This is a genomic window from Caulobacter sp. AP07 (assembly GCF_000281955.1).
Taxonomy (GTDB): domain Bacteria; phylum Pseudomonadota; class Alphaproteobacteria; order Caulobacterales; family Caulobacteraceae; genus Caulobacter.
In genome coordinates this window covers 42,417-65,284 of record NZ_AKKF01000004.1, presented here as the reverse complement: position 1 = coordinate 65,284, position 22,868 = coordinate 42,417, and the positions used below count along the sequence as shown (strand labels likewise).

Sequence of the window (22,868 nt, the reverse complement as noted above, 5' to 3'; positions counted from 1 at the left end):
GTTCGAACTTTTCCTTGGCCATTTTTCTCTAGCTCCGACCCCAGAGGGGTCTGCGATGGATTGGATTTCTGGGGTGGCTCCGGGCGGATCAGGGGACCCGCCCGGTCTCTTAAGTCCGCTTTTCCCGAAGGAAAAGCTTAGGCGTACTTCTTGATCACTTCGTCGGCGACGTGTTGCGGCACCGGCTCGTAGTGGTCGTACTGCATGGTGAACTGGGCGCGGCCCTGGCTCATGCCGCGCAGGGTGTTCACGTAGCCGAACATGTTGGCCAGCGGCACGAAGGCGTTCACGACAGTCGCGTTGCCGCGCATGTCTTGGCCCTGGATCATGCCGCGACGGGCGTTCAGGTCACCGATGACCGAACCCAGATACTCTTCCGGGGTCACGACCTCGACGGCCATGATCGGCTCGAGCAGCTTGGGAGCGCCCTTTTCACGCAGTTCCTTGAAGGCGGCGCGCGACGCGATTTCGAACGCCAGCACGCTGGAGTCGACGTCGTGGTACTTGCCGTCGGTCAGGGTCGCCTTGAAGTCGATCAGCGGGAAGCCGGCCAGCAGGCCGTTGTCCTTCACGGAGTTCAGACCCTTTTCGACGCCGGGGATGTATTCCTTCGGCACCGCGCCGCCAACGATGGCGTTCTCGAACACGAAGCCCGAACCGGGTTCACCGGGTTCGAAGGTGATCATGACGCGAGCGAACTGGCCCGTACCACCGGTCTGCTTCTTGTGGGTGTAGTCGATGTCGACCTTGCGGCCCAGGCTTTCGCGATAGGCAACCTGCGGCGCGCCGATGTTGGCTTCGACCTTGTAGGTCCGCTTCAGGATGTCGATCTTGATGTCCAGGTGCAGTTCGCCCATGCCCTTCAGGATCGTCTGGCCGCTTTCGAAGTCGGTCGAGACGGTGAAGGACGGATCCTCGGCGGCCAGCTTGGCCAGGGCGACGCCCAGCTTTTCCTGGTCGGCCTTGGACTTGGGTTCCACGGCGATCTCGATGACCGGGGCCGGGAATTCCATGCGCTCGAGGATGACCGGCGACTTCAGGGGATCGCACAGGGTGTCGCCGGTGCGGGTTTCCTTGAGGCCGGCCAGGGCGACGATGTCGCCGGCGAAGGCTTCCTTGATGTCTTCGCGGTTGTTGGAGTGCATCAGCAGCATGCGGCCGACGCGCTCGCGCTTGTCGCGCGTGGCGTTCAGCAGGCTCATGCCGGTTTCCAGCTTGCCCGAATAGATCCGGCAGAAGGTCAGCGAACCGACGAAGGGGTCGTCCATGATCTTGAACGCCAGAACCGACAGCGGCTCTTCGTCCGAGGCGTGACGCACGACTTCTTCTTCGGTCTTGAAGTCGATGCCCTTGGTCGGCGGGATGTCCAGCGGCGACGGCAGGTAGTCGACGACGGCGTCCAGCAGCGTCTGCACGCCCTTGTTCTTGAAGGCCGAGCCGCAGAGGATCGGGTAGAAGGCGCCGACCAGAACGGCCTTGCGGATGCACTTCTTCAGCACGGCTTCCGAGGGCTCTTCGCCGCCCAGATAGGCTTCCATCGCCTCGTCGTCCATTTCGACGGCGGCTTCGACCAGATAGGCGTGAGCCTCCTGGGCCTTGGCCAGCAGGTCGGCGGGGATTTCCTCGTCGCGGAAGTTGGCGCCCAGGGCGTCGTTGTCCCAGACCACGGCCTTCATGCGGACCAGGTCCACCAGGCCGCTCAGCGAGGTTTCCGAACCGATCGGGAACTGGATCGGCACGGCCTTGGCGCCCAGACGGTCGCGGATCGACTCGACCGACTTGTCGAAGTCGGCGCCGATCTTGTCCATCTTGTTGACGAAGACGATGCGCGGAACCTTGTACTTGTCGGCCTGACGCCAGACGGTTTCCGTCTGCGGCTCGACGCCGGCGTTGCCGTCCAGCACCGCGACGGCGCCGTCGAGCACGCGGAGCGAGCGCTCGACTTCAATCGTGAAGTCGACGTGTCCGGGGGTGTCGATGATGTTGAGGCGCTTGTCTTTCCAGAAAGCGGTCGTCGCGGCCGACGTGATGGTGATGCCGCGTTCCTGCTCCTGGTCCATCCAGTCCATGGTCGCGGCGCCGTCGTGGACTTCGCCGATCTTGTGCGACTTACCCGTGTAATACAGGATCCGCTCGGTCGTCGTCGTCTTCCCGGCGTCGATGTGCGCCATGATGCCGAAGTTACGGTAGTCTTCGATTTTATGCTGGCGGGCCATGGTCTAGCTCTGTTGACTGCCTCGCCCAGAAGCCAGGGCGGGGACATTTAAACGTGCGGCGCGGGCGGTTTATCTCAAACCGCCCGCGCCTGAAAGAGTGCTGGTAAGAAAGGTTACCAGCGGTAGTGCGAGAACGCCCGGTTGGCTTCAGCCATCTTGTGGGTGTCTTCGCGCTTCTTCACCGCGGTGCCGCGGTTGTTGGAAGCGTCGAGGAGCTCACCGGCCAGCTTTTCGGTCATGGTGTTTTCGCCACGCTTGCGCGCGGCGGTCACCAGCCAGCGGATGGCCAGGGCGCGACGACGGTCCGGACGAACTTCCACCGGCACCTGATAGGTGGCGCCGCCAACGCGACGCGACCGGACTTCGATCGCCGGGGCGACGTTGTCCAGGGCGGAGTGGAAGGTCTCAAGCGGACCTTGGTCCTTGCGCTTGTTTTCCAGGATGTCGAAAGCACCATAGATGATGTTTTCGGCGACGGCTTTTTTGCCCTCGTACATCACGTAGTTCATGAACTTCGTGACAATCAGGTCCCCAAACTTGGGGTCCGGCAGGACTTGGCGTTTCTCGGCGCGACGGCGGCGGGACATACTTCTTCTTCCTTACTTCGGACGCTTGGCGCCGTAGAGCGAACGACGCTGCTTACGATCCTTGACACCTTGGGTGTCGAGGACGCCGCGCAGGATGTGATAGCGGACGCCGGGCAAATCCTTGACGCGGCCGCCGCGGATGAGCACCACCGAGTGCTCCTGCAGGTTGTGGCCTTCGCCGGGGATGTAGCAAACGGCTTCGATGCCGGTGGTCAAACGGACCTTGGCGACCTTACGCAGAGCCGAGTTCGGCTTCTTCGGGGTCGTCGTGTAGACGCGCGTGCAAACGCCGCGACGTTGGGGGCAGCCCTTCAGGGCGGGCACCTTGTTCCGGACCGGCTTAGGTTGGCGCGGTTTGCGGATGAGCTGGTTGACGGTAGGCATTCAGTCTCTGCTCTGATGGAAGCGTGTGCCTGTCGGCCGAAGCGCTTCGGGTCCTTGTTGTTTTTCTTCCGGCTTTCTCGGCCCCGGAGGGGGACCTGATAAACACGAAACTCGCCGGGACGCGGGTGGCGTTCCGGCGGGCTATCCGTCGGGTCAGGGACGGGCGCTCATCAGGACGGACAGGGTCCGCCTCGAAAAGAGCGCGGAAACTACTCGCGAACGCTTCCGACGTCAATCGCGGCGTTTGCGTCGGTTAATGACCCCCTAACGGCCACGCTTTCGCCACTTGGGGTGGCAAGCCTGGAGGCTGTCCGCCCCGCGTGAAGAGACCGCCTTGCGCCTGTCAGAGAGACGTCTTCGTCGGCGCGAGCGCGGCGCGGTGCTGGTCGCCGCCGTGGGACTGCACGCGGCGGTGCTGACCCTCCTGGCCTGGCCTGTCGTCGCGCGCTTTCCCGATCGCTCCACCGACGAGGGCGCCATCGACGTCACCCTGGAGCGCCCGCGGCGCGCGACCGGCGGGGCTTGGTCGTCGGGGCCGGCGAGGTTGAGCCCGCGGCCGCGCGCGCCACGGCAGACCCCGACCGCCGAGGCCGTCGCTGCCCTTCCCATCGCGCCGGTTTCGACCATGGCCGCGCCAGGACCGGCGCCCGGCGCGGCCAACGGCGATCTGGGCGCCGCCCTGCGCCGCAGCGGCGTCGGTTGCGCCAACGCCCGGGCCGTCGGGCTGAACCGGGAGGAGCGCGACCGCTGCGCCGAGACGCTCGGCGCCCAGGCCCGCGACGCCCCCTTCCTGCCGGCCCCGATCGATCCGGGGAAGCGCGCCTATTACGACGCCGTGGCCCAGGCCTACGACAATGGCGGTCCGATGGTTCCGCTGACGGCGCGGGGCGCCGCCGGGATGTTCGCCGCCGACGCCAGCGCCAATTCCGGCCACGGCCCGCGCGTCGGCTGTTCGGTGAAGTTCGGCCCCAACGCCCGCAAGGCGCCAAAGGGTCCGCCCAACGCCCTGCGGGCCGGACCGTGCTTCATCCAGCCGCCCAACGGCTCGCTGACGCCGGAGGCGGACCTGCGCAAACCCTACTAGCACAAGCGGTCGCGCCTCCCATCTAGCGTTCAGCGGTCACGGTTTCGCCACTTGCAGTGGAAAGTCTGGCCGTCCCAGTTCCTGTCGAGTTTGTCCTTGGTCCAGTCCGTGGCGCGCAGAACCCGGTTGAGAAACGGCGCCGTCCTGACCGGCTCGGTGATGCTGCACGCGGCGATCCTGGCCGCCCTGGCCTGGTCGACGGGCGCGCGGTTTCCGGACCGCTCAAACGACGAGGACGCCATCACGGTGACCCTGGAGCGCAGCGCCGTCCCGCGCCGGGCCGCGCCGACCATCGCCGCCAGTCCGGACCGCGCGGCGTCCGCCTCGCCGTTGAAGCCACGCGCGCCGCGCCTAGTCGCGCCGTCGTCGGTGACGCCGCTGGGCGTCGCGCCCGTTCCGGTTCCCGGCCCGCCGGCCCGGCCGACCGGCGTCCATCCCGCCCCCCTGCCCGAGGGACCGCGCGGCGACCTGCGCACCGCCTTGCGCGGCAGCGGCGTCGGCTGCGCCAACGCCCGGGCCGTCGGCCTCAACCGCCGCGAACAGGAGCATTGCGACGAGCGCCTGGGGAACATTCCCCCGGGCGCTCCGGTCTATGGCGCGCCCATGGACCCGGCCAAGCGCCGCGCCTTCGACCGCCAGGCCATTCGCCAGGAAGCCGAGCGCGCCTATGACGACGCGCCCATGGGCATCGGCGTCGACCATCGCAGCCGCGAGGGTCCCGGCACGATGAAGGAAATCCCCTGGGTGCTGGGGGCCGAGCAGGACGGGCTGGGCCGGCAGAGGTCGAGCGCCTCGCAACAGCTCAAGCGGCTGGACGACGCGGACAAGGCCGACGCGCGCCGGAAGAAGGCCGCGCGGGAGAACGAGCGGCGGTAGGCGCGCGCTCCGGCCCCCTCAGGCGGCGTTCCAGGCGGCGGTGGCCAGGCTGGTCGGCGAGTAGTCGCCGAACGCCCAGCGCAGCGGCAGGGCGGCCGGGCGACGCCAGGCGCGCTCGACCCGCAGGCGCCATTGGCGCTGCACGCCCTCGGGCCAGGCCCCGTCGCCCGGCGCGTCCCAATCGATCTCGGCGCGGCCTTGCAGGTGCAGCAGGTCGCCGGTCTCGAAATCGACGAACAGCAGGGCGGCGCGGGGGTCGAGCACCAGGTTGCCCAGGGTGTTGAAGAACCGGTTGCCCCGGAAGTCGGGGATGGTCAGCACCTCCCCCGAAACCTTGACGAAGCCGGGCAGGCCGCCGCGATGCGAGATGTCGACGCCGCCGTTCTGGCCGCCCGCCACCGTGGCCACGAACATCGTGTCGGCGCGGGCGATCTGGGCCAGGGCGTCCGAGGTCGGGAAGGCGATGGCCTCGGCGGGGATCGTGGAGGCCGGACCGGCCTCCACCGCGCGGGTCTGGATGTATTGCGGGCAATTGCCGAAGCTCTGCAGCACCCGCAGCGTCAGCCCGCCCTCCTCCGCCTCGGCGATCACGCCGTTGGCGCGGTTGCGCCGGCGGGTGGTGAAGTCCAGGCCCAGGGCTCCGAACGGTTGGCCGGGGCGGAACAGCTCACCGCCCGGCTCGCCCTCCCGAGGCCGGGCGGCGACGGTCAGGGTCGTCGGGTCGGGGCTGCGGACAAAGCCCGCCTCCCCGGTCAGCACGGTGGCGACCGGCCAGCCGTCCGCATCGACCGTGGCCAGGAACAGGTAGGGCAGCAGGGCGAAGAAGTCGCGGTGCTGGTCGGGCATGAACGGCCGGATGAACGACCCGCCGGGCGAGCCCGTCCCGGCCCGCGCCTGGGCGGCCAGTTCGCCGGGGTGGAACACGCTGTCCATCTCACCCTCCATTCTCAGGCGGCCTTCGGGACGAAGTCGGGCATGGGCTGGAACCAGGGCTGGCTTTCCACCCGCCCCAGCCAGGCGCGCACGGCGGGATAGGGCTCCAGCGCCACGCCGCCGTCCGGCGCGTGGGCCACATAGCTGTAGCAGGCCAGGTCGGCGAGGGTGACGTGGTCGGCGGCCAGGAAGGTCCGGTCCGCCAGGTGGCCGTCCATGAAGGTCAGCACCCGCTCGGAGATGCGCGCCGCGCGGACCGGATCGTCGGGGAAGCCGAACAGGCTGATCATCCGGGCGGCGGCCGGGCCGTGCATCACTTCGCCGGCGGCGATCGACAGCCAGCGCTGCACGGCGGCGGCGGCCACGGGCTCCTGGGGCAGCCAGGCGCCGTCGGGGGCGTAGCGGCGGGCCAGATAGACCAGGATGGCGTTGCTGTCGGCCAGGGTCAGGTCGCCGTCCTGCAACACCGGGATCTGGCCCAGCGGGTTCAGCGCCCGGAAGGCGGCCGAGGCGCGCACGTCGCCCGGCGCGTCCACGAACCGGTAGGGCAGGCCCAGGGCGTTCAACATCAGCGCCACCCGATGGGTGTGGCCCGACAGGCCCATGCCATGCAGGACGATTTCGGACTTGGTCATGGGAGATCCCCTTCGATTACGATGAGGGGATATTGGCTGTTGCGATCTTCGGGCAGAATTGAGCAGATTTGGAAGATATAATTGCGAGTTTTGGAACTCTGATGGATCGTCTGGACGAACTGGCCATGCTGGTGGCCGTGATCGACGCCGGGGGACTGGCCGCCGCCGGCCGCAAGCTGCGCAAGTCCCCGGCCGCCATGACCCGGGCCCTGGCGGCTCTGGAGGAGCGGATGGGCGCGCGGCTGATCGAGCGCACCACCCGCCGCCTGGCCCCCACGGAGGCCGGCCGCGACCTGGCCGACCGGGCCCGCCGGCTGCTGGCCGATTACGAGATCGCCCTTCAGGCCCCGGCCCCCGACGCGGTGCGCGGAACCTTGCGGGTCACCGGCCCGACGGTGTTCGGCCGCCGCCACCTGACGCCGGTGGTCAGCGACTTCCTGGCCGACCATCCGGGCGTGCGGGCCGACCTGACCCTGCACGACCGCAACCTGGACCTGATCGAGGGCGAGCTGCATGTGGCGCTGCGTATCGGTCCGCTGGCCGATTCCAACCTGCTGGTCCGCAGGCTGGGCGCGGTGCGCCGGCTGGTGGTGGCCTCGCCCGACTATCTGGCCCGGTGCGGCGTGCCGCTCGAGCCAGCCGACCTGTCGGCCCACGACACCATCCTGACCACCGTGATCTCGGCGACGCCGGAATGGCGGTTCGAGGCCCAGGGGCGGGTCCGGGCCGTGCGGCTGGAGCCCCGGCTGCAGATCAACCACGTCGAGGCGGCCTTGTCGGCGATCCGCGCCGGCCGGGGCGTCGGGCGGGCCCTGTCCTACCAGGTGGCCGAGGACCTGGCGGCGGGCCGGCTGGTGCGGCTGCTGCGCGACTTCGAGCCGCCGCCCCTGCCGGTGCAACTGCTGACGGCCGGCGGGCGGTTCATGCCGCCGCTGGTGCGGGCCTTCCTCGACTACGCGGCGCCGAGGCTGGAGCGGCTGGCGGTGTTGCGGGAGTCGGAGCGCGCCCTGTCGCCCCTCTAGACCGCCGCCGTCTCGACCTCGCCGGGGCGCAGTTGCCAGTCCGTGGCGCGCTCGGCCTCGTCGCTGCTCGCGCAGTTCAGGGTGTAGTAGTAGAGCGCCAGGGACTTGCGGGTCAGGCCTTCCGGCGTCCGCAGGGGATCCGGGTGCCCGTGGAAGGAATCGCGGTCGGTGTTGAAGACGACGCAGCGGTTGAAAATCGGCGCCACGTCGCGGACCATGACCTGCATGGACCTGTCCCAAAGCTGCAGCTCGCCGCCGTACTCCGGCCGCCAGTCCTTGTTGAGATAGAGCAGCACGTTCAGCCGGCGATACAGGCGCGAGGACGGGTGGATGTTGAAGTCCGAATGGATGGCGAGCCTGCCGCCCGGCAGGATCTGGTGCAGGCCGCCACCCACGAAGTGGGGGTCGGGCGTGAGTCCGTCGATGCCGGTCAGTTCCTCGAGGAACCGCACCATCGGCGATGAATTGAGGGCGAACAGCACGTGGTGGATGACGGGGCTGACCCCGTCCATGCGGTCGGCGTGCCCGACGCCCTGCTTCTTCGGCTGGTGAACCACGTCGCGGCGGCGCCAGTCCAGCCACACGGGATCGTCGATCGGCGGAAAGGCCCGCAACACCTGCTCGGCCACGTCCGTCGGCAGGAAGTCGTCAATGACGATATGGGGGAACGGCGACGCCGAGGCGTACTGGTCCTTGAGGGCCCTCGCGCGCTCAAGCATCTGGGCCCTATCGAACAGGAAGAGCCCAGCCGTGTCGGAGGTTCGCGCGCCAAGGTCAACGCCGGTTTCCATGAACGCCCTCTCCGCCCGCCGCCAACTCGCCCCGCCGACCTTAATCGCGTCCAACGCGATCTGCATCGCGAAAAGACCGAGGGGTTCTGAAGCGCGAACCAAGCCTTGTCATGGGCCTGGGTGTTGTCCCCGCCCCCCAAAAAACAAAACGGCCCGGGATCGCTCCCGGGCCGTTCCGTTTCGTTGCCGCGAAGGCCTTAGTTGGCTTCGGCGATGACCGCGGGCAGCGGCTCCATCGCTTCTTCGCGCTGCTGGGCCAGCTGCTCGTCGCGCTTGGCGGCGACGCGCTGCAGGCTGCGCAGGTAGGAACCCGTGCCGGCGGGGATCAGGCGACCCACGATGACGTTTTCCTTCAGGCCTTCCAGGGTGTCGGTCTTGCCGTGCACCGAGGCTTCGGTCAGGACGCGGGTCGTTTCCTGGAACGACGCGGCCGAGATGAAGCTCTTGGTCTGCAAGCTCGCCTTGGTGATGCCGAGCAGCACCGGCTGAGTGGTGGCCGGACGGCCGCCACGGGCGACCGCCTTGTCCTGCTCGATGTAGAACTCCGGCTTGTCCAGGTGGTCGCCCTTGATCAGGCCGGTGTCGCCGGGCTCGAGGATCTCGACCTTTTGCAGCATCTGACGAACGATCGTCTCGATGTGCTTGTCGTTGATCGGCACGCCCTGCAGTCGATAGACCTCCTGGATTTCGTCCACGAGGAAGTTGGCCAGGGCCTCGACGCCCAGGATGCGCAGGATGTCGTGCGGATCCGGGTTGCCGTCGATGATGTACTCGCCGCGCGCGATGAAGTCGCCATCGTGCACCGCGATGTGCTTGCCCTTGGGGATCAGGAACTCGACCGGTTCGCCCTGGTTGCCGTCAGCGTCGACTTCCGGGGTGATCTTGATGCGGCGCTTGTTCTTGTAATCCTTGCCGAATTCGACACGGCCGTCCATTTCCGCGATGACCGCGCAGTCCTTGGGACGGCGGGCTTCGAAGAGTTCGGCGACGCGCGGCAGACCACCGGTGATGTCCCGGGTCTTGGCGCCTTCGGTGGGGATCCGCGCGATGACCTCGCCCGGCTTCACCGTATCGCCGTCGGCCACCGACAGAATGGCGCCGACCGACATCAGGTAGCGAGCCTCGCCGCCGTTGGCGAGGCGGACGTACGAGCCGTCATCGGCGAGAACGCCCATGGCCGGACGCAGGTCCGAGGCGCGGGCCGAGGTCCGCCAGTCGGCGATCACGCGTTGCGCGATGCCGGTGGCTTCGTCGGTTTCCTCGCGGACGGAGAAGCCGTCCACCAGGTCCTCGGCGCGGATCTTGCCGGCCACTTCGGTGATGATCGGGGTGGTGTAGGGGTCCCAATCGGCCAGACGCTGGCCACGCTTCACCTTGTCGCCGTCCTTGATCTTCAGACGCGCGCCGTACGGCGGCTTGTAGTTCTCGCGTTCCTTGCCGTCGACCAGCACGCTCACCGAGGTGTTGCGGCTCATGACGACCAGGAAGCCGTCGGCGCCGGTCACGGTGGCGCCCTGGACGCGGACCACGCCGTCGTTGCTGCTTTCGAAGAACGACTGCTCGGCCACCTGGGCGGTGCCGCCGATGTGGAAGGTCCGCATCGTCAGCTGGGTGCCGGGCTCGCCGATGGATTGGGCGGCGATGACGCCGACCGCTTCACCGATGTTGACCGGCGTACCGCGGGCCAGGTCGCGGCCGTAGCAGGCGCCGCAGACGCCGACCTTGGCTTCGCAGGTCAGGACCGAACGCACCTTCACCGACTGCACGGCGGCCGCCTCGATGGCGTCGGCCATGTTCTCTGTCAGGTAGGTGTCGGCCGGAACCACGATCTCGCCGGTCGCCGGGTCCTTGATGTCTTCGGCCGAGAAGCGGCCCAGGACGCGCATGCCCAGCGAGACGAGGACGTCGCCGCCCTCGACCACGGCGCGCAGGGTGATGCCCCGCGTGGTGCCGCAGTCTTCCTCGACGATGATGCAGTCCTGCGCCACGTCGACCAGACGACGGGTCAGGTAGCCGGAGTTGGCGGTCTTCAGCGCGGTGTCCGCCAGGCCCTTACGGGCGCCGTGGGTCGAGTTGAAGTACTCCTGAACGGTCAGGCCTTCCTTGAAGTTCGAGACGATCGGGGTCTCGATGATCTCGCCGGAGGGCTTGGCCATCAGGCCGCGCATCCCGCCGAGCTGCTTCATCTGGGCTTGCGAACCACGAGCGCCGGAGTGGGCCATCATGTAGATGGCGTTGATTTCCTTCTCGCGGCCGTTCTCGTCCTTATGCTTGGTCTGCAGTTCGGCCATCATCTCGTCGGCGACGCGATCGGTGGCCTTGGCCCAGGCGTCGACGACCTTGTTGTACTTCTCGCCCTTGGTGATCAGACCGTCGGCGTACTGTTGCTCGTACTCCTCGGCCAGGGTGCGGGTTTCGGCGACGATCGCCTCCTTCCGCTTCGGGATGATGATGTCGTCCTTGCCGAAGGAGATGCCGGCCTTGGCCGCTTCCTTGAAGCCCAGACCCATGATCTGGTCGGCGAAGATCACCGTCGCCTTCTGGCCGCAGTGGCGGTAGACGACGTCGATCAGGTTGCCGATTTCCTTCTTGGTCAGCGCCTTCTCGATCAGTCGGTGACCGATCGCGGTGTGCTGCGGCAGAAGGGCGGCGATCTTCATCCGGCCCGGGGTGGTGTCGATCACCCGGCGACGGACGACGCCGTCGGCGTCCATTTCCGTGAAGCGCGACTTGATCTTGGCGTGCAGGCTGACGACGCCGGCGTCCATGGCGGCTTCGATCTCGGCGATGTCACTGAAGATCTTGCCTTCACCCGGTTCGCCTTCGCGGGCCACCGACAGGTAGTACAGGCCCAGGACGATGTCCTGCGACGGCACGATGATCGGTCGGCCGTTGGCGGGCGACAGGATGTTGTTGGTCGACATCATCAGGACGCGCGCTTCCAGCTGGGCCTCGAGGCTCAGCGGGACGTGGACGGCCATCTGGTCGCCGTCGAAGTCGGCGTTGAACGCGGCGCAGACCAGCGGGTGCAGCTGGATGGCCTTGCCCTCGATCAGCTTCGGCTCGAACGCCTGGATGCCCAGACGGTGCAGCGTCGGCGCGCGGTTCAGCATCACCGGGTGCTCGCGGATCACCTCTTCGAGGATGTCCCACACCTGGGGCTGCTCGCGCTCGACCATGCGCTTGGACTGCTTGACGGTGCCCGACAGGCCCTTGGCGTCCAGGCGCGCATAGATGAACGGCTTGAACAGCTCCAGAGCCATCTTCTTGGGCAGGCCGCACTCGTGCAGCTTCAGGTCCGGACCCACGACGATGACCGAACGGCCCGAATAGTCGACGCGCTTGCCCAGCAGGTTCTGGCGGAAGCGGCCTTGCTTGCCCTTCAGCATGTCGGCCAGCGACTTGAGGGGCCGCTTGTTGGCGCCCGTGATGACGCGACCGCGGCGGCCGTTGTCGAACAGGGCGTCGACCGACTCCTGCAGCATCCGCTTTTCGTTGCGGATGATGATGTCGGGGGCGCGCAGCTCGATCAGGCGCTTGAGGCGGTTGTTACGGTTGATGACCCGGCGATACAGGTCGTTCAGGTCGGAGGTCGCGAAGCGGCCGCCGTCCAGCGGCACCAGCGGGCGCAGTTCCGGCGGGATCACCGGCACGACCGTCAGCACCATCCATTCCGGGCGGTTGCCCGACTCGGAGAAGGCCTCGAGGATCTTCAGGCGCTTGCTGAACTTCTTCTGCTTCATGTCCGACGGGTTGCCGGCCAGCTCTTCGCGCAGGCGTTCGGCTTCCTTGTCGAGGTCGATGGCCTTCAGCAGGTTCTGGACCGCCTCGGCGCCGATCTCGGCGGTGAAGCTGTCGTCGCCGTACTCGTCCTGGGCGCGCATGAAGTCGTCCTCGCTGAGCAGCTGGTGCTGCTTCAGCGGGGTCAGGCCCGGCTCGGTGACGATGTAGTATTCGAAGTACAGGACCCGCTCGATGTCCTTCAGCGGCATGTCGAGCATCATCGCGATACGCGACGGCAGCGACTTCAGGAACCAGATGTGGGCGACCGGCGAGGCCAGCTCGATGTGACCCATGCGCTCGCGACGGACGCGGGCCAGGGTGACTTCAACGCCGCACTTCTCGCAGATGATGCCCTTGTACTTCATGCGCTTGTACTTGCCGCACAGGCATTCGTAGTCCTTGGTCGGACCAAAGATACGGGCGCAGAACAGGCCGTCACGCTCGGGCTTGAACGTGCGGTAGTTGATGGTTTCCGGCTTCTTGATCTCGCCGAACGACCACGAACGGATCTTTTCCGGCGAGGCCAGCGAGATGCGGATCTGGTCGAAGGTCGGAGCGGCCTGGACCGGATTGAAGATGTTCAGGACTTCCTGGTTCATCTTGGTTCCTTCTGCGGGATTACCCGCGAAAATTCAAAGTTGGAGAGCGGCGATCGGGTCCGCTCCCGCCATCAGGCGGGAGCGGTGATCCGGATCAGCTGTTCTCCAGCTCGACGTTCAGGCCGAGCGAGCGCATTTCCTTGACCAGCACGTTGAAGCTTTCCGGGATACCGGCTTCGAACGTGTCGTCGCCACGGACGATCGACTCGTAGACCTTGGTCCGGCCGGCCACGTCGTCGGACTTCACCGTCAGCATTTCCTGCAGGGTGTAGGCCGCGCCGTAGGCTTCCAGAGCCCACACTTCCATTTCCCCGAAGCGCTGACCGCCGAACTGGGCCTTACCACCCAGCGGCTGTTGCGTGACGAGCGAGTACGGACCGATCGAACGGGCGTGGATCTTGTCGTCGACCAGGTGGTGCAGCTTCAGCATGTAGATGTAGCCGACCGTGACCGGACGCTTGAACTGGTCGCCGGTCTGGCCGTCGAACAGGATCGACTGACCCGACGGATCGACGCCCGCCATGATCAGGTGGTCTTCGATGTCGCTGATGCGCGCACCGTCGAACACCGGCGTGGCGATCGGAACGCCCTTGCCGAGGTTGCGAGCCAGTTCCACCAGGCCCTCCTCGGTGTCCGGCAGTTCCTCGTCCGGGCCGTAGATCTCGGTCAGACGCTCGACCAGGGCCTGCTTCTGGCCACCGGCCTGCCAGTCTTCCAGCAGGTTGGTGATCTGCTTGCCCAGGTTGGCGCAAGCCCAGCCCAGGTGGGTTTCGAAGATCTGGCCGACGTTCATGCGCGAAGGCACGCCCAGCGGGTTCAGAACCACGTCCACGTGCGTCCCGTCGGCGAGGAACGGCATGTCCTCGATCGGCAGGATGCGCGAGATGACGCCCTTGTTGCCGTGACGGCCGGCCATCTTGTCGCCTGGCTGAAGCTTGCGCTTCACGGCCACGAAGACCTTGACCATCTTCATCACGCCCGGGGGCAGTTCGTCGCCGCGCTGCAGCTTGTCGACCTTGTCCTCGAAGCGGCGGTCCAGACGCTTGCGGTTCTCGTCGAACAGCTTGCGCAGGCTTTCCAGCTCGCCCATCGCCTTCTCGTCTTCGAGGGCGATCTGCCACCAGAGGCCCGGCTGGACCTCCGACAGGTTGGCGGCGGTGATCTCGCCGCGCGACAGGCCCTTGGGACCCGACAGGGCGACGTTGCCGATCAGCAGTTCGCGCAGGCGACCCGAGATGTTGCGGTTCAGGATCGCGAATTCGTCGTCGCGGTCCTTGCCCAGGCGGTCGATTTCCGAGCGCTCGATGGCCAGGGCGCGTTCGTCCTTGTCGACGCCGTGACGGTTGAACACCCGCACGTCGACGATCGTGCCGGCGACGCCCGGGGGCAGGCGCAGGCTGGTGTCGCGGACGTCCGAGGCCTTTTCACCGAAGATGGCGCGCAGGAGCTTTTCTTCCGGCGTCATCGGGCTTTCGCCCTTCGGGGTGACCTTGCCGACCAGGATGTCGCCCGGCTGGACTTCGGCGCCGATCGCCACGATGCCCGCTTCGTCGAGGTTGCGCAGGGCTTCCTCGCCGACGTTGGGGATGTCGCGGGTGATCTCTTCCGGGCCGAGCTTGGTGTCGCGGGCCATGACTTCGAATTCCTCGATGTGGATCGAGGTGAAGACGTCGTCGCGGACGATGCGCTCGGAGATCAGGATCGAGTCTTCGAAGTTGTAGCCGTTCCAGGGCATGAACGCGACGAGCGCGTTGCGGCCCAGGGCCAGTTCGCCCAGCTCGGTCGAGGGACCGTCGGCGATGATGTCGCCGGCGCTGATCTTGTCGCCCACCTTCACCAGCGGGCGCTGGTTGATGCAGGTCGACTGGTTCGAACGCTGGAACTTGCTCAGACGGTAGATATCGACGCCCGAACGGGCGGCGTCGGTCTCTTCCGTGGCGCGCACGACGATACGCGTACCGTCGATCTGCTCCACCACGCCGGTGCGCTTGGCGATGACCACGGCGCCCGAGTCACGGGCGACCACGGCTTCCATGCCCGTCCCGACCAGCGGGGCGTCGGACTGCACCAGCGGCACGGCCTGACGCTGCATGTTCGAGCCCATGAGGGCGCGGTTGGCGTCGTCGTTTTCCAGGAAGGGGATCAGGGCCGCGGCCACCGAAACCACCTGGCGCGGCGACACGTCCATCAGGTCGACCATCTCCTTTTGCAGGAGCGTGGGTTCGCCGTTGATCCGGCCGGGGACCAGATCCTCGACGATCTCGCCGTTCAACACCTTGATGTTGGACTGGGCGATGACGTGCTTCGACTCTTCCATGGCCGACATGTAGACGACCTCGTCGAGCGGCTTGCCGTCGGCGACGCGACGGTAGGGGCTCTCGATGAAGCCGTACTTGTTGACCCGGGCGTGGGTGGCCAGCGAGTTGATCAGGCCGATGTTCGGGCCTTCCGGCGTTTCAATCGGGCAGATGCGGCCGTAGTGGGTCGGGTGAACGTCGCGGACTTCGAAGCCGGCGCGCTCGCGGGTCAGACCGCCCGGGCCAAGCGCCGACAGGCGGCGCTTGTGGGTGATCTCCGACAGCGGGTTGGTCTGGTCCATGAACTGCGACAGCTGCGAGGAGCCGAAGAATTCACGCACCGAGGCCGCGGCCGGCTTGGCGTTGATCAGGTCGTGCGGCATCACGGTGTCGATGTCGACGGACGACATGCGTTCCTTGATGGCGCGTTCCATGCGCAGCAGGCCGACGCGGTACTGGTTTTCCAGCAGTTCGCCGACCGAACGCACCCGGCGGTTGCCCAGGTTGTCGATGTCGTCGATTTCGCCGCGACCGTCGCGCAGGCCGACCAGCAGCTTCAGGACGGCCAGCACGTCTTCCTTGCGGAGCACGCGCATCTCGTCCGAAGCGTCCAGCTCCAGGCGCATGTTCATCTTCACCCGGCCGACGGCCGACAGGTCGTAGCGTTCGGCGTCGAAGAACAGCGACTTGAACATCGCCTCGGCGGCTTCCACCGTCGGCGGCTCGCCCGGGCGCATCACGCGGTAGATATCGAATAGCGCGTCCTCACGGACGGCGTTCTTGTCGACCCGCAGGGTGTTGCGCATGTAGGCGCCGACCGTCACGTGGTCGATGTCCAGCACGTCGATGGTGCTGAAGCCTTGGGCGGCCAGGGCCTCGATCGAGGCCACGTCCAGCTCGTCGCCGGCTTCGGCGTAGATCTCGCCGTTCTCGAAGTTGACGGCGTCGCGGGCCAGGTAGCGGCCGGTCAGGGCCTCGGGCGCCAGCAGCAGGGTCTTCAGGCCGGCGTCAGCCAACTTCTTGGCCTGGCGGGCGGTGATCTTGATGCCGGCCGGAGCCACTTCTTCGCCGGTGTCGGCGTCGATCAGGGCGAATTCCGGCTTCACGCCGCGCCAGCGCTCGGGCTTGTACGGGGTGGCCCAGCCTTCGGCGCCGGCCGCGGTGCGCTTCTCGAAGGGCACGACGTCGTAGAAGGTGGTCAGGATCTCTTCGCCGTCCATGCCCAGGGCATAGAGGAAGGTGGTGGCCGGCAGCTTGCGGCGACGGTCGATGCGGACATAGACCACGTCCTTGGCGTCGAACTCGAAGTCCAGCCACGAACCGCGGTAGGGGATCACCCGGGCGGCGAACAGCAGCTTGCCCGAGGCGTGGGTCTTGCCCTTGTCGTGGTCGAAGAACACGCCGGGCGAACGGTGCATCTGCGAGACGATGACCCGCTCGGTGCCGTTGACGATAAAGGTGCCCTTGTCGGTCATGAGCGGGATATCGCCCATGTAGACGTCCTGCTCCTTGATGTCCTTGACGGACCGGGCGCCGGTTTCTTCCTCGGTTTCGAACACGATCAGGCGAAGCTTGACCTTCAGCGGCGCCGCGAAGGTCATGTCGCGCTGGATGCACTCCTCAACGTCGTACTTGGGCTCTTCGAATTCGTACGAGACGTATTCGAGCACCGCGCGCTCGTTGAAGTCCTTGATCGGGAACACCGACTTGAACACCGCCTCGATGCCCTCGTCGCGGCGCTGGCCCGGACGGACCTCGCGCTGGAGGAACTGTTCGTAGGAGGAGCGCTGAACCTCGATCAGGTTCGGCATTTGCACAGCTTCGGGGATGCGGCCGAAAGACTTCCGGATCCGCTTCTTGCCGGTGAAGGATTGCGCCATGTTTTTTCCCTGCGGCGCGGAACTGGAGTCCGCGCGTAAATTCGAATGCCTTAGCGTCCACCCTCGCCGCTCTCCGCTTGAGAGAACGCTGGACGCTGGAATTCCCCTGCCAGGCGACCGGGACCGGAAGCTTGACGGGCGCCCCTTCGCGCGGATCGGAGGGCGGCTGACCGCGCCTCGGGGCGTAATATGCGGACACGCGCGTGCGCGCTCCGCCGAATGTCTTCGTGAACGGGCGGATATAGGCCAACCCGACGGGGTTGGAAAGGGGGTTTATCCACAAAAGAATGCGGACGCGTTCGGTGAGGCTTGGAACTTCCCCCACCGTTGTCATCCCGGATCTGCGCCCGCCTGAGCCGGGCGCAGATCCGGGACCGCCGGAAGCGCCGAGCTCAGGCGTCGGTCCCGGATCGGCGCGCTGCGCGCTTGTCCGGGATGACAGTGGTTATTTCACCACCTGCACCGCCGCCAGCGCCTGGGCGCCGAGGCCCTTGTCGCCCACGGCCGTCAGCTTGCCGGCCTTGTCGTCCCAGTGCAGCTTCACCGTCTTGCCGACACCCTTCTCGTAGGCGTTGGTCACCCCGTCGTCGTCATAGAGGGTGAACTCGGCGTCGCGGCCCGGATAGACCTTCACCGCGTTGATCGCCTGCGGCGTGGCCGTGCTCTGGATCGGCGCGCCCATCGGGACGATCGAGCCGGCCCGGACGAACAGCGGGATGGTGTCGATCGGCGCATGGACGCTGATCGTCTGGCCGCCGGTGAACTTCTTGCCGCTCCAGTAGTCGTACCAGTCGGCCCCGGCCGGCAGGTAGACGTCGCGGTCCTCGACGCCCTGGTCGGTGATCGGGGCCACCAGGAAGGCCGGACCGAACATGTACTGGTCGCCGAGGTTGGCCACCTTGGGATCGCCCGGGAAGTCCATGAACAGCCCGCGCATGAACGGCGCGCCGGTCTCGTAGGTCGCATGGCCCATCGAGTACAGGTACGGCATCAGGGCGTAGCGCAGCTTCAGGTACTTGGCCATGACCGCCTCGGCGCCCTTGCCGTACTGCCAGATCTCGACCTCCTTGCGCGAACCGTGGATGCGCAGGGTCGGGGTGAAGGTCCCGTACTGGAACCAGCGCGCCAGCAGCTCGGGATAGTCGTTGTTCTGGCCGACCACGGCGCGGGCGTCGGACGGATCCAGCAGCGGCGCCTTGGTCGCCGTGGTGGTCTGCGGCAGCCACTGCCAGCCGCCGATGTCGTTGCCCCAATAGGCCAGGCCCGAGGCGGTGAAGTTCAGCCCCGTCGGCACTTGCCGCTTGAGAGCTTCCCAGGTCGGCTGGATGTCGGACGACCAGAACAGGCCGCCGTTGCGCTGCGAACCGATATAGGCCGCGCGGGCCAGGATCAGGTTGCGCTTGTCGGGCCGGTCGCGGCGCGAACCCTCGGCCACGCCCTGGGTGTGCAGCAGCGGGAAGACGTTGTGATAGCGGTCGCCCGAGCCGATCGAATAGAAATAGCCGTCCGGCACCAGGTCCGGCTCGGTCTCGTCCAGCCAGAACCAATCGAAGCCCTTGGAGGCGATGTTGTCGCGGATCTTGCCCCAGTACCACTCGCGGGCCTGGGGATTGGTGCTGTCGATCAGGCCGCCGGTGCGGTCGCTGCGGAACGCCAGGCCGTCGACGACCTTGCCGTCGGCGTCCTTGAGCAGCCAGCCCTTGTCGGCCAGGAAGTTGAAGTAGCGGCCTTCCTTCTCGTAGCGCGGCCAGACGCTGATGATGCTGCGCACGCCGTGGTCGTGCAGGTCCTTGTTCATCGCGGCCGGGTCGGGGAAGTAGGTCGGGTCGATGTCCATCTGGCCCATCCGGGTCCAGTGGAACCAGTCCAGCACCATCACATCCAGCGGATAGCCGCGGTCGCGATAGCCCTTGGCGGCGTCGAGAATCTGCTGCTGGCTCTCGTAGCGGGCCTTGGACTGGATCAGGCCGAAGGCGGCCTTGGGCGGCAGCGGCGTCACGCCCGTCAGCTTGCGGTAGCCGGCGTAGATCTCGTCATAGCCGCCGGTGATCACGAAGAACGACACCCGCTCGCCGACGTTCGACTGCCACAGGGTGCGGCCGTTGACGGCCGGATAGACGTGGGTGTCGGACGGGTTGTCCCACAGGATGCCGTAGCCCTTCGACGAGACCATGAACGGCACGCAGACGGTCTCGCCGTGCGGGGCGTCGTAGAAGTGCTTGCAGTCGATGGTCCGACCGCGCAGGTCCAGAATCCCTTCCTGGTTCTGGCCCAGGCCGTAGAAGTGCTCGTCGGCGCTGGTCGAGAAGCTGGCCCCGGCCTGGTAGGTCTTCTCGCCCGCCACGACGTGCGGCGACATTTCCCAGCCATTCATCGCCACCAGGTCCGAACCGTCGGCCTTGCGCACCTTGACCGAAACCGGCGGCAGCGACGGGGCGAAGTAGCGATCCATCTGTGAGGGCGCGCCCGGCCAGGGCTGGGCCACGACTTCCAGCGACAGCGCGCCGGAGGTGAAGATGTCGGCTCCGGCCTTCTGGTCATGGCGCCAGCCCTTGGCGTCGCTCTGGCCGGTGAAGCCGTAGCCGGGGGCCCCGGCGGCCAGGTCCTTGTCCTGGCTGATCGTCACCCGGACGATGTTGGGAGCGTAGGTCTCGACCGAAACGTAGGAACCGTTGCGGTCCATCACCGCCAGGGGCTCGGCCGCGGCCGTCATCGGCGCGGCCAGATTGGCCATGACCCCGGCGGCGAGGCTCAGGGCCAGGCCCAAGACCAGTCTCGCCGACCAGCGCCGCGCGCTCTTGCTCAGCCGATCCATCGCTTCCCCTAATGTTACCGCTATCTATTGACCGCATGGCTAGAGATGAGGCCGGGCAGCGTCAACAAGATTGATACTACCAATGGACCTCGATCGCGCCGGATCGCCTTGCCGACCAGCGAGATCGCGAAGCCGATCAGGCAGACGAAGAACGAAAACGGCCCCGGAGGTTTCCCTCCGGGGCCGCGATCTTGGCGTCAGAACTGACGCCGGCAGGTCGTTCCCACGCCGGAGCGTGGGACGTGAATTACTTCACGGTGACGCTGGCGCCGGCTTCGGTCAGCTTCTTGGCGATCTCTTCGGCGACTTGCTTGGAGACGTTTTCGACGACGTTCTGCGGAGCGCCTTCGACCAGGTCCTTGGCTTCCTTCAGGCCGAGGTCCGGACGGACGCCGCGGACTTCCTTGATCACGTTGATCTTCTTGTCGCCACCGGCGGTCAGAACAACGGTGAACTCGGTTTGCTCTTCGGCGGCTTCGGCCGGAGCAGCGGCGGCGCCGCCAGCAGCGGCGACGGCGACCGGAGCAGCGGCCGAAACGCCCCACTTTTCTTCCAGCATCTTGGACAGATCAGCGGCTTCGAGGACCGACAGGGTGGACAGTTCTTCAACCAGCTTTTCGAGCTTGGACATGTTCATTTTCCTAAAACGAATGAGGGATGTACGCGGAGATGACCGTTACGCGGCGTCTTTGGTCGCATAAGCGTTGAAGACGCGCGCCAGTTGGCCAGCCGGGGCCTGCAGGACGCCGGCGATCTTGGTCGCCGGAGCCTGGATGAGGCCGATAAGCTTGCCACGGATCTGGTCGAGCGACGGCAGCGTGGCGAGAGCCCGCACCGCTTTTTCGTCCAGAACAGTCGTCTGACCCAGGATGCCGCCGACCAGCTTGAGCTTGTCGTTTTCCTTGGCGTACTGGGTGACGATCTTGGCGGCGGAGACCGGGTCCTTGCCGAAGGCGATGGCGACCGGGCCGGTGAACAGGGCGTCGCCCGCTTCACCGATCGAGCCACCGAGGGCCTTCTGGACCAGGGTGTTCTTCACCACCTGGAACGTGGCCTCTTCCTTGCGGAGGCGGCTACGCAGTTCAGTCATTTCCGCAACGGTCATGCCCATGTAGTGGGTCACGACGACAGCGCCGGCGCCTTCGAACACGCCTTTCAGCGATTCGATCGACTCCTGCTTTTGAGCGCGGTCCATTGCGGTCTCCTACTCAATTACAGCGGCCGGACCATTCCGGCAGCCAAATGCCCGACGCATGAGGGATCGCTCCCGCACGCGAGTTGCATCAGCCTGTTCCAAGGAAAGTCAGCCGCGCGTCCCATCCGTGAAGGAGGAAATAGCGTGGTCTTGTCCATCCCTGTCTCCCGACGGCGAGGAAGGGCTCTTCCTCGATTATGGCGTGGTGACCCCACGTCCCGCAGTTCTCAAACAGGATCACCGCCGGGCGAGCCCAGCGGAGAAGGGGCGGCGTATAGACGGTTTGCAGACGGATTTCAACACCCGGCATCTTCCATCGCCAGCGAGGAGGACGGGAGACTGGTCATCCGTCGGATTTCCCGGATAACAAGGGGACCGTCGAGGGGGCCCCTTCCATGATCCGCACGTTCACCGCCGGGCTCGCCGCCCTCCTGCTGCTCGCCACCACCGTCCAGGCCGAGCCGCGTTTCGCGCCGATCCCCAGGGCGGTGGTCGCCGACACCGCCCGCGACGCGGCCCATCCGGCCGACCTGGCCGCCTTCACCGTTCCGACCGGCGGGGTAGGGGTCAATGCGGTGATGTACCTGGCCTCGGGCGAGGCGCCCCACCCCACCCTGCTGTTCCTGCACGGCTTCCCGGGCAACGAGACCAATGTCGACATCATGCAGGCCGTGCGCCGGGCCGGCTGGAACGTGATGCGGATCAACTATCGCGGCTCCTGGGGCAGCCCGGGAAGCTTCTTGTTCGCCCACGCCCGCGCCGACGGCGAGGCCGCCGTGGCCTTCCTGCGCGACCCGGCCAATGTCGCCAAGTACCACATCGACCCGACGCGGATCGTGGTGGCCGGCCACAGCATGGGCGGCTTCATGGCCGCCGACGCCTCGGCCGCCGACCCCAAGGTGGCCGGGACCATCCTGGTCGACGCCTGGGACATCGGCGGCGAGAAGGCGAAGATCACCAGCCCGGCCGTGCGCAAGGCCGCCGCCGCCGCCCTGCGTCCCGACACCGTGCCCCTGGCCGGGACCAGCGCCGAACTGCTGATCAAGGAGATCGAGACCAGCGGCTCCAGGCTGAACCTGGAAAGCCTGGTGGCCCGGATCGCCGATCGTCCGCTGCTGCTGGTCGGGGCCGACTACGGCATCGGCGCGACCAAGCTGGCCCAGGCCGCGCGCCAGGCCGGCGCGCCGGCCCTGACCGAAACCCGCCTGGCCACCGACCACAGCTTCTCGGACGCCCGCATCGCGCTGACGGCCGAGATCCTCCGCTGGCTGGGCCGCTTCGACCCCGCCTCGGCCAGGCCGGGCACGCCTCAGATCCCGCTGAAGGCGGCCTATGACGAGACCAACCCGTTCGCCCGGATCCTGCGCGGCGAGGTCGCCGTGCCCAAGGTCTACGAGGACGACCAGGTCCTGGCCTTCATGGACCACGCCCCGGCCGAGCCCGGCCACGTGCTGGTGATCTCCAAGACCTCCAAGGCCCGCAACCTCCTGGAGATCGCGCCGCAGGACCTGTCGCGGATCATGGCTGTGGCCGCCCGCGTCGGCCAGGCCCAGGTCGACGGCCTGGGCGTGGAGGGCTTCACGATCGTCCAGAACAACGGCGTCGGCCAGAGCGTGCCGCACCTGCACGTCCACGTCATTCCGCGTGTCGCCGGCAAGCCGCTGACATTCGTCGAGAACGAGAAGGGCGACCCGAAGGAGATCGAGGCGATGGCGGCGAAGATCAGAGGGGCGATGAAGGCTCCGTGATCGGGGACAGGCGCATGCGCCTG

The 22,868-nt window shown here is 66.9% G+C and carries 15 protein-coding genes; 4 read left to right on the top strand and 11 right to left on the bottom strand.

Annotation, left to right across the window (positions count from 1 at the left end):
* Positions 1-137: 137 nt before the first annotated feature.
* The 3 genes from fusA to rpsL all read right to left on the bottom strand — a co-directional run bounded on the left by fusA (position 138) and on the right by rpsL (position 3,187).
* Positions 138-2,216 carry an elongation factor G gene (gene fusA / locus PMI01_RS00450; RefSeq protein ID WP_007661570.1) on the bottom strand — a complete coding sequence of 693 codons (2,079 nt, stop codon included), beginning with the start codon at positions 2,214-2,216 and terminating at the stop codon, positions 138-140.
* A gap of 113 nt (positions 2,217-2,329) precedes the next feature.
* Entirely contained in the window at positions 2,330-2,803 is a 474-nt protein-coding gene (gene rpsG, locus PMI01_RS00445) for a 30S ribosomal protein S7 (RefSeq protein WP_007661568.1), read from the bottom strand.
* 12 nt (positions 2,804-2,815) lie between these two features.
* Positions 2,816-3,187, bottom strand: a complete 372-nt coding sequence (rpsL, locus tag PMI01_RS00440) for a 30S ribosomal protein S12 (RefSeq protein ID WP_007661566.1) — start codon at positions 3,185-3,187, stop codon at positions 2,816-2,818.
* Positions 3,188-3,521: 334 nt separating this feature from the next.
* Here rpsL and PMI01_RS00435 point away from each other — a divergent pair, with 334 nt between their 5' ends.
* Positions 3,522-4,271 carry a hypothetical protein gene (locus PMI01_RS00435; RefSeq protein WP_035033767.1) on the top strand — a complete coding sequence of 250 codons (750 nt, stop codon included), beginning with the start codon at positions 3,522-3,524 and terminating at the stop codon, positions 4,269-4,271.
* A gap of 108 nt (positions 4,272-4,379) precedes the next feature.
* Entirely contained in the window at positions 4,380-5,147 is a 768-nt protein-coding gene (locus tag PMI01_RS00430; protein ID WP_238536976.1) for a hypothetical protein, read from the top strand.
* 18 nt (positions 5,148-5,165) lie between these two features.
* Here the strand turns inward: PMI01_RS00430 and PMI01_RS00425 are convergent, their stop codons facing one another.
* Positions 5,166-6,080 carry a pyridoxamine 5'-phosphate oxidase family protein gene (locus tag PMI01_RS00425; protein WP_007661556.1) on the bottom strand — a complete coding sequence of 305 codons (915 nt, stop codon included), beginning with the start codon at positions 6,078-6,080 and terminating at the stop codon, positions 5,166-5,168.
* 14 nt (positions 6,081-6,094) lie between these two features.
* Positions 6,095-6,715: a glutathione S-transferase gene (locus PMI01_RS00420; RefSeq protein ID WP_007661555.1), complete on the bottom strand. Its 621-nt coding sequence runs from the start codon at positions 6,713-6,715 to the stop codon at positions 6,095-6,097.
* A gap of 101 nt (positions 6,716-6,816) precedes the next feature.
* Between PMI01_RS00420 and PMI01_RS00415 the strand changes: the two genes are divergently transcribed.
* Entirely contained in the window at positions 6,817-7,737 is a 921-nt protein-coding gene (locus tag PMI01_RS00415) for a LysR family transcriptional regulator (protein ID WP_007661553.1), read from the top strand.
* Here the strand turns inward: PMI01_RS00415 and PMI01_RS00410 are convergent.
* From PMI01_RS00410 to rplJ, 6 genes are all read right to left on the bottom strand, one after another.
* Positions 7,734-8,528 carry a 2OG-Fe(II) oxygenase gene (locus PMI01_RS00410; protein WP_007661551.1) on the bottom strand — a complete coding sequence of 265 codons (795 nt, stop codon included), beginning with the start codon at positions 8,526-8,528 and terminating at the stop codon, positions 7,734-7,736. The two genes, PMI01_RS00415 and PMI01_RS00410, sit on opposite strands and share 4 nt — an antisense overlap.
* 197 nt (positions 8,529-8,725) lie before the next feature.
* Complete coding sequence (gene rpoC / locus PMI01_RS00405; protein ID WP_007661549.1) at positions 8,726-12,910, bottom strand: DNA-directed RNA polymerase subunit beta'; 4,185 nt, start codon at positions 12,908-12,910, stop codon at positions 8,726-8,728.
* Positions 12,911-13,004: 94 nt separating this feature from the next.
* Positions 13,005-17,087, bottom strand: a complete 4,083-nt coding sequence (gene rpoB, locus PMI01_RS00400; protein ID WP_007661547.1) for a DNA-directed RNA polymerase subunit beta — start codon at positions 17,085-17,087, stop codon at positions 13,005-13,007.
* Between the two features lie 445 nt (positions 17,088-17,532).
* On the bottom strand, positions 17,533-19,902 hold the full coding sequence (locus tag PMI01_RS00395; RefSeq protein ID WP_007661545.1) for a glycoside hydrolase family 31 protein: 2,370 nt from the start codon (positions 19,900-19,902) through the stop codon (positions 17,533-17,535).
* A gap of 247 nt (positions 19,903-20,149) precedes the next feature.
* On the bottom strand, positions 20,150-20,533 hold the full coding sequence (gene rplL, locus PMI01_RS00390; RefSeq protein ID WP_007661543.1) for a 50S ribosomal protein L7/L12: 384 nt from the start codon (positions 20,531-20,533) through the stop codon (positions 20,150-20,152).
* A 45-nt stretch (positions 20,534-20,578) separates the two neighbouring features.
* Positions 20,579-21,097 carry a 50S ribosomal protein L10 gene (rplJ, locus tag PMI01_RS00385; RefSeq protein ID WP_007661541.1) on the bottom strand — a complete coding sequence of 173 codons (519 nt, stop codon included), beginning with the start codon at positions 21,095-21,097 and terminating at the stop codon, positions 20,579-20,581.
* A 395-nt stretch (positions 21,098-21,492) separates the two neighbouring features.
* Between rplJ and PMI01_RS00380 the strand changes: the two genes are divergently transcribed.
* Positions 21,493-22,845, top strand: a complete 1,353-nt coding sequence (locus PMI01_RS00380; RefSeq protein ID WP_007661539.1) for an alpha/beta fold hydrolase — start codon at positions 21,493-21,495, stop codon at positions 22,843-22,845.
* The last annotated feature ends 23 nt before the right edge of the window (positions 22,846-22,868 follow it).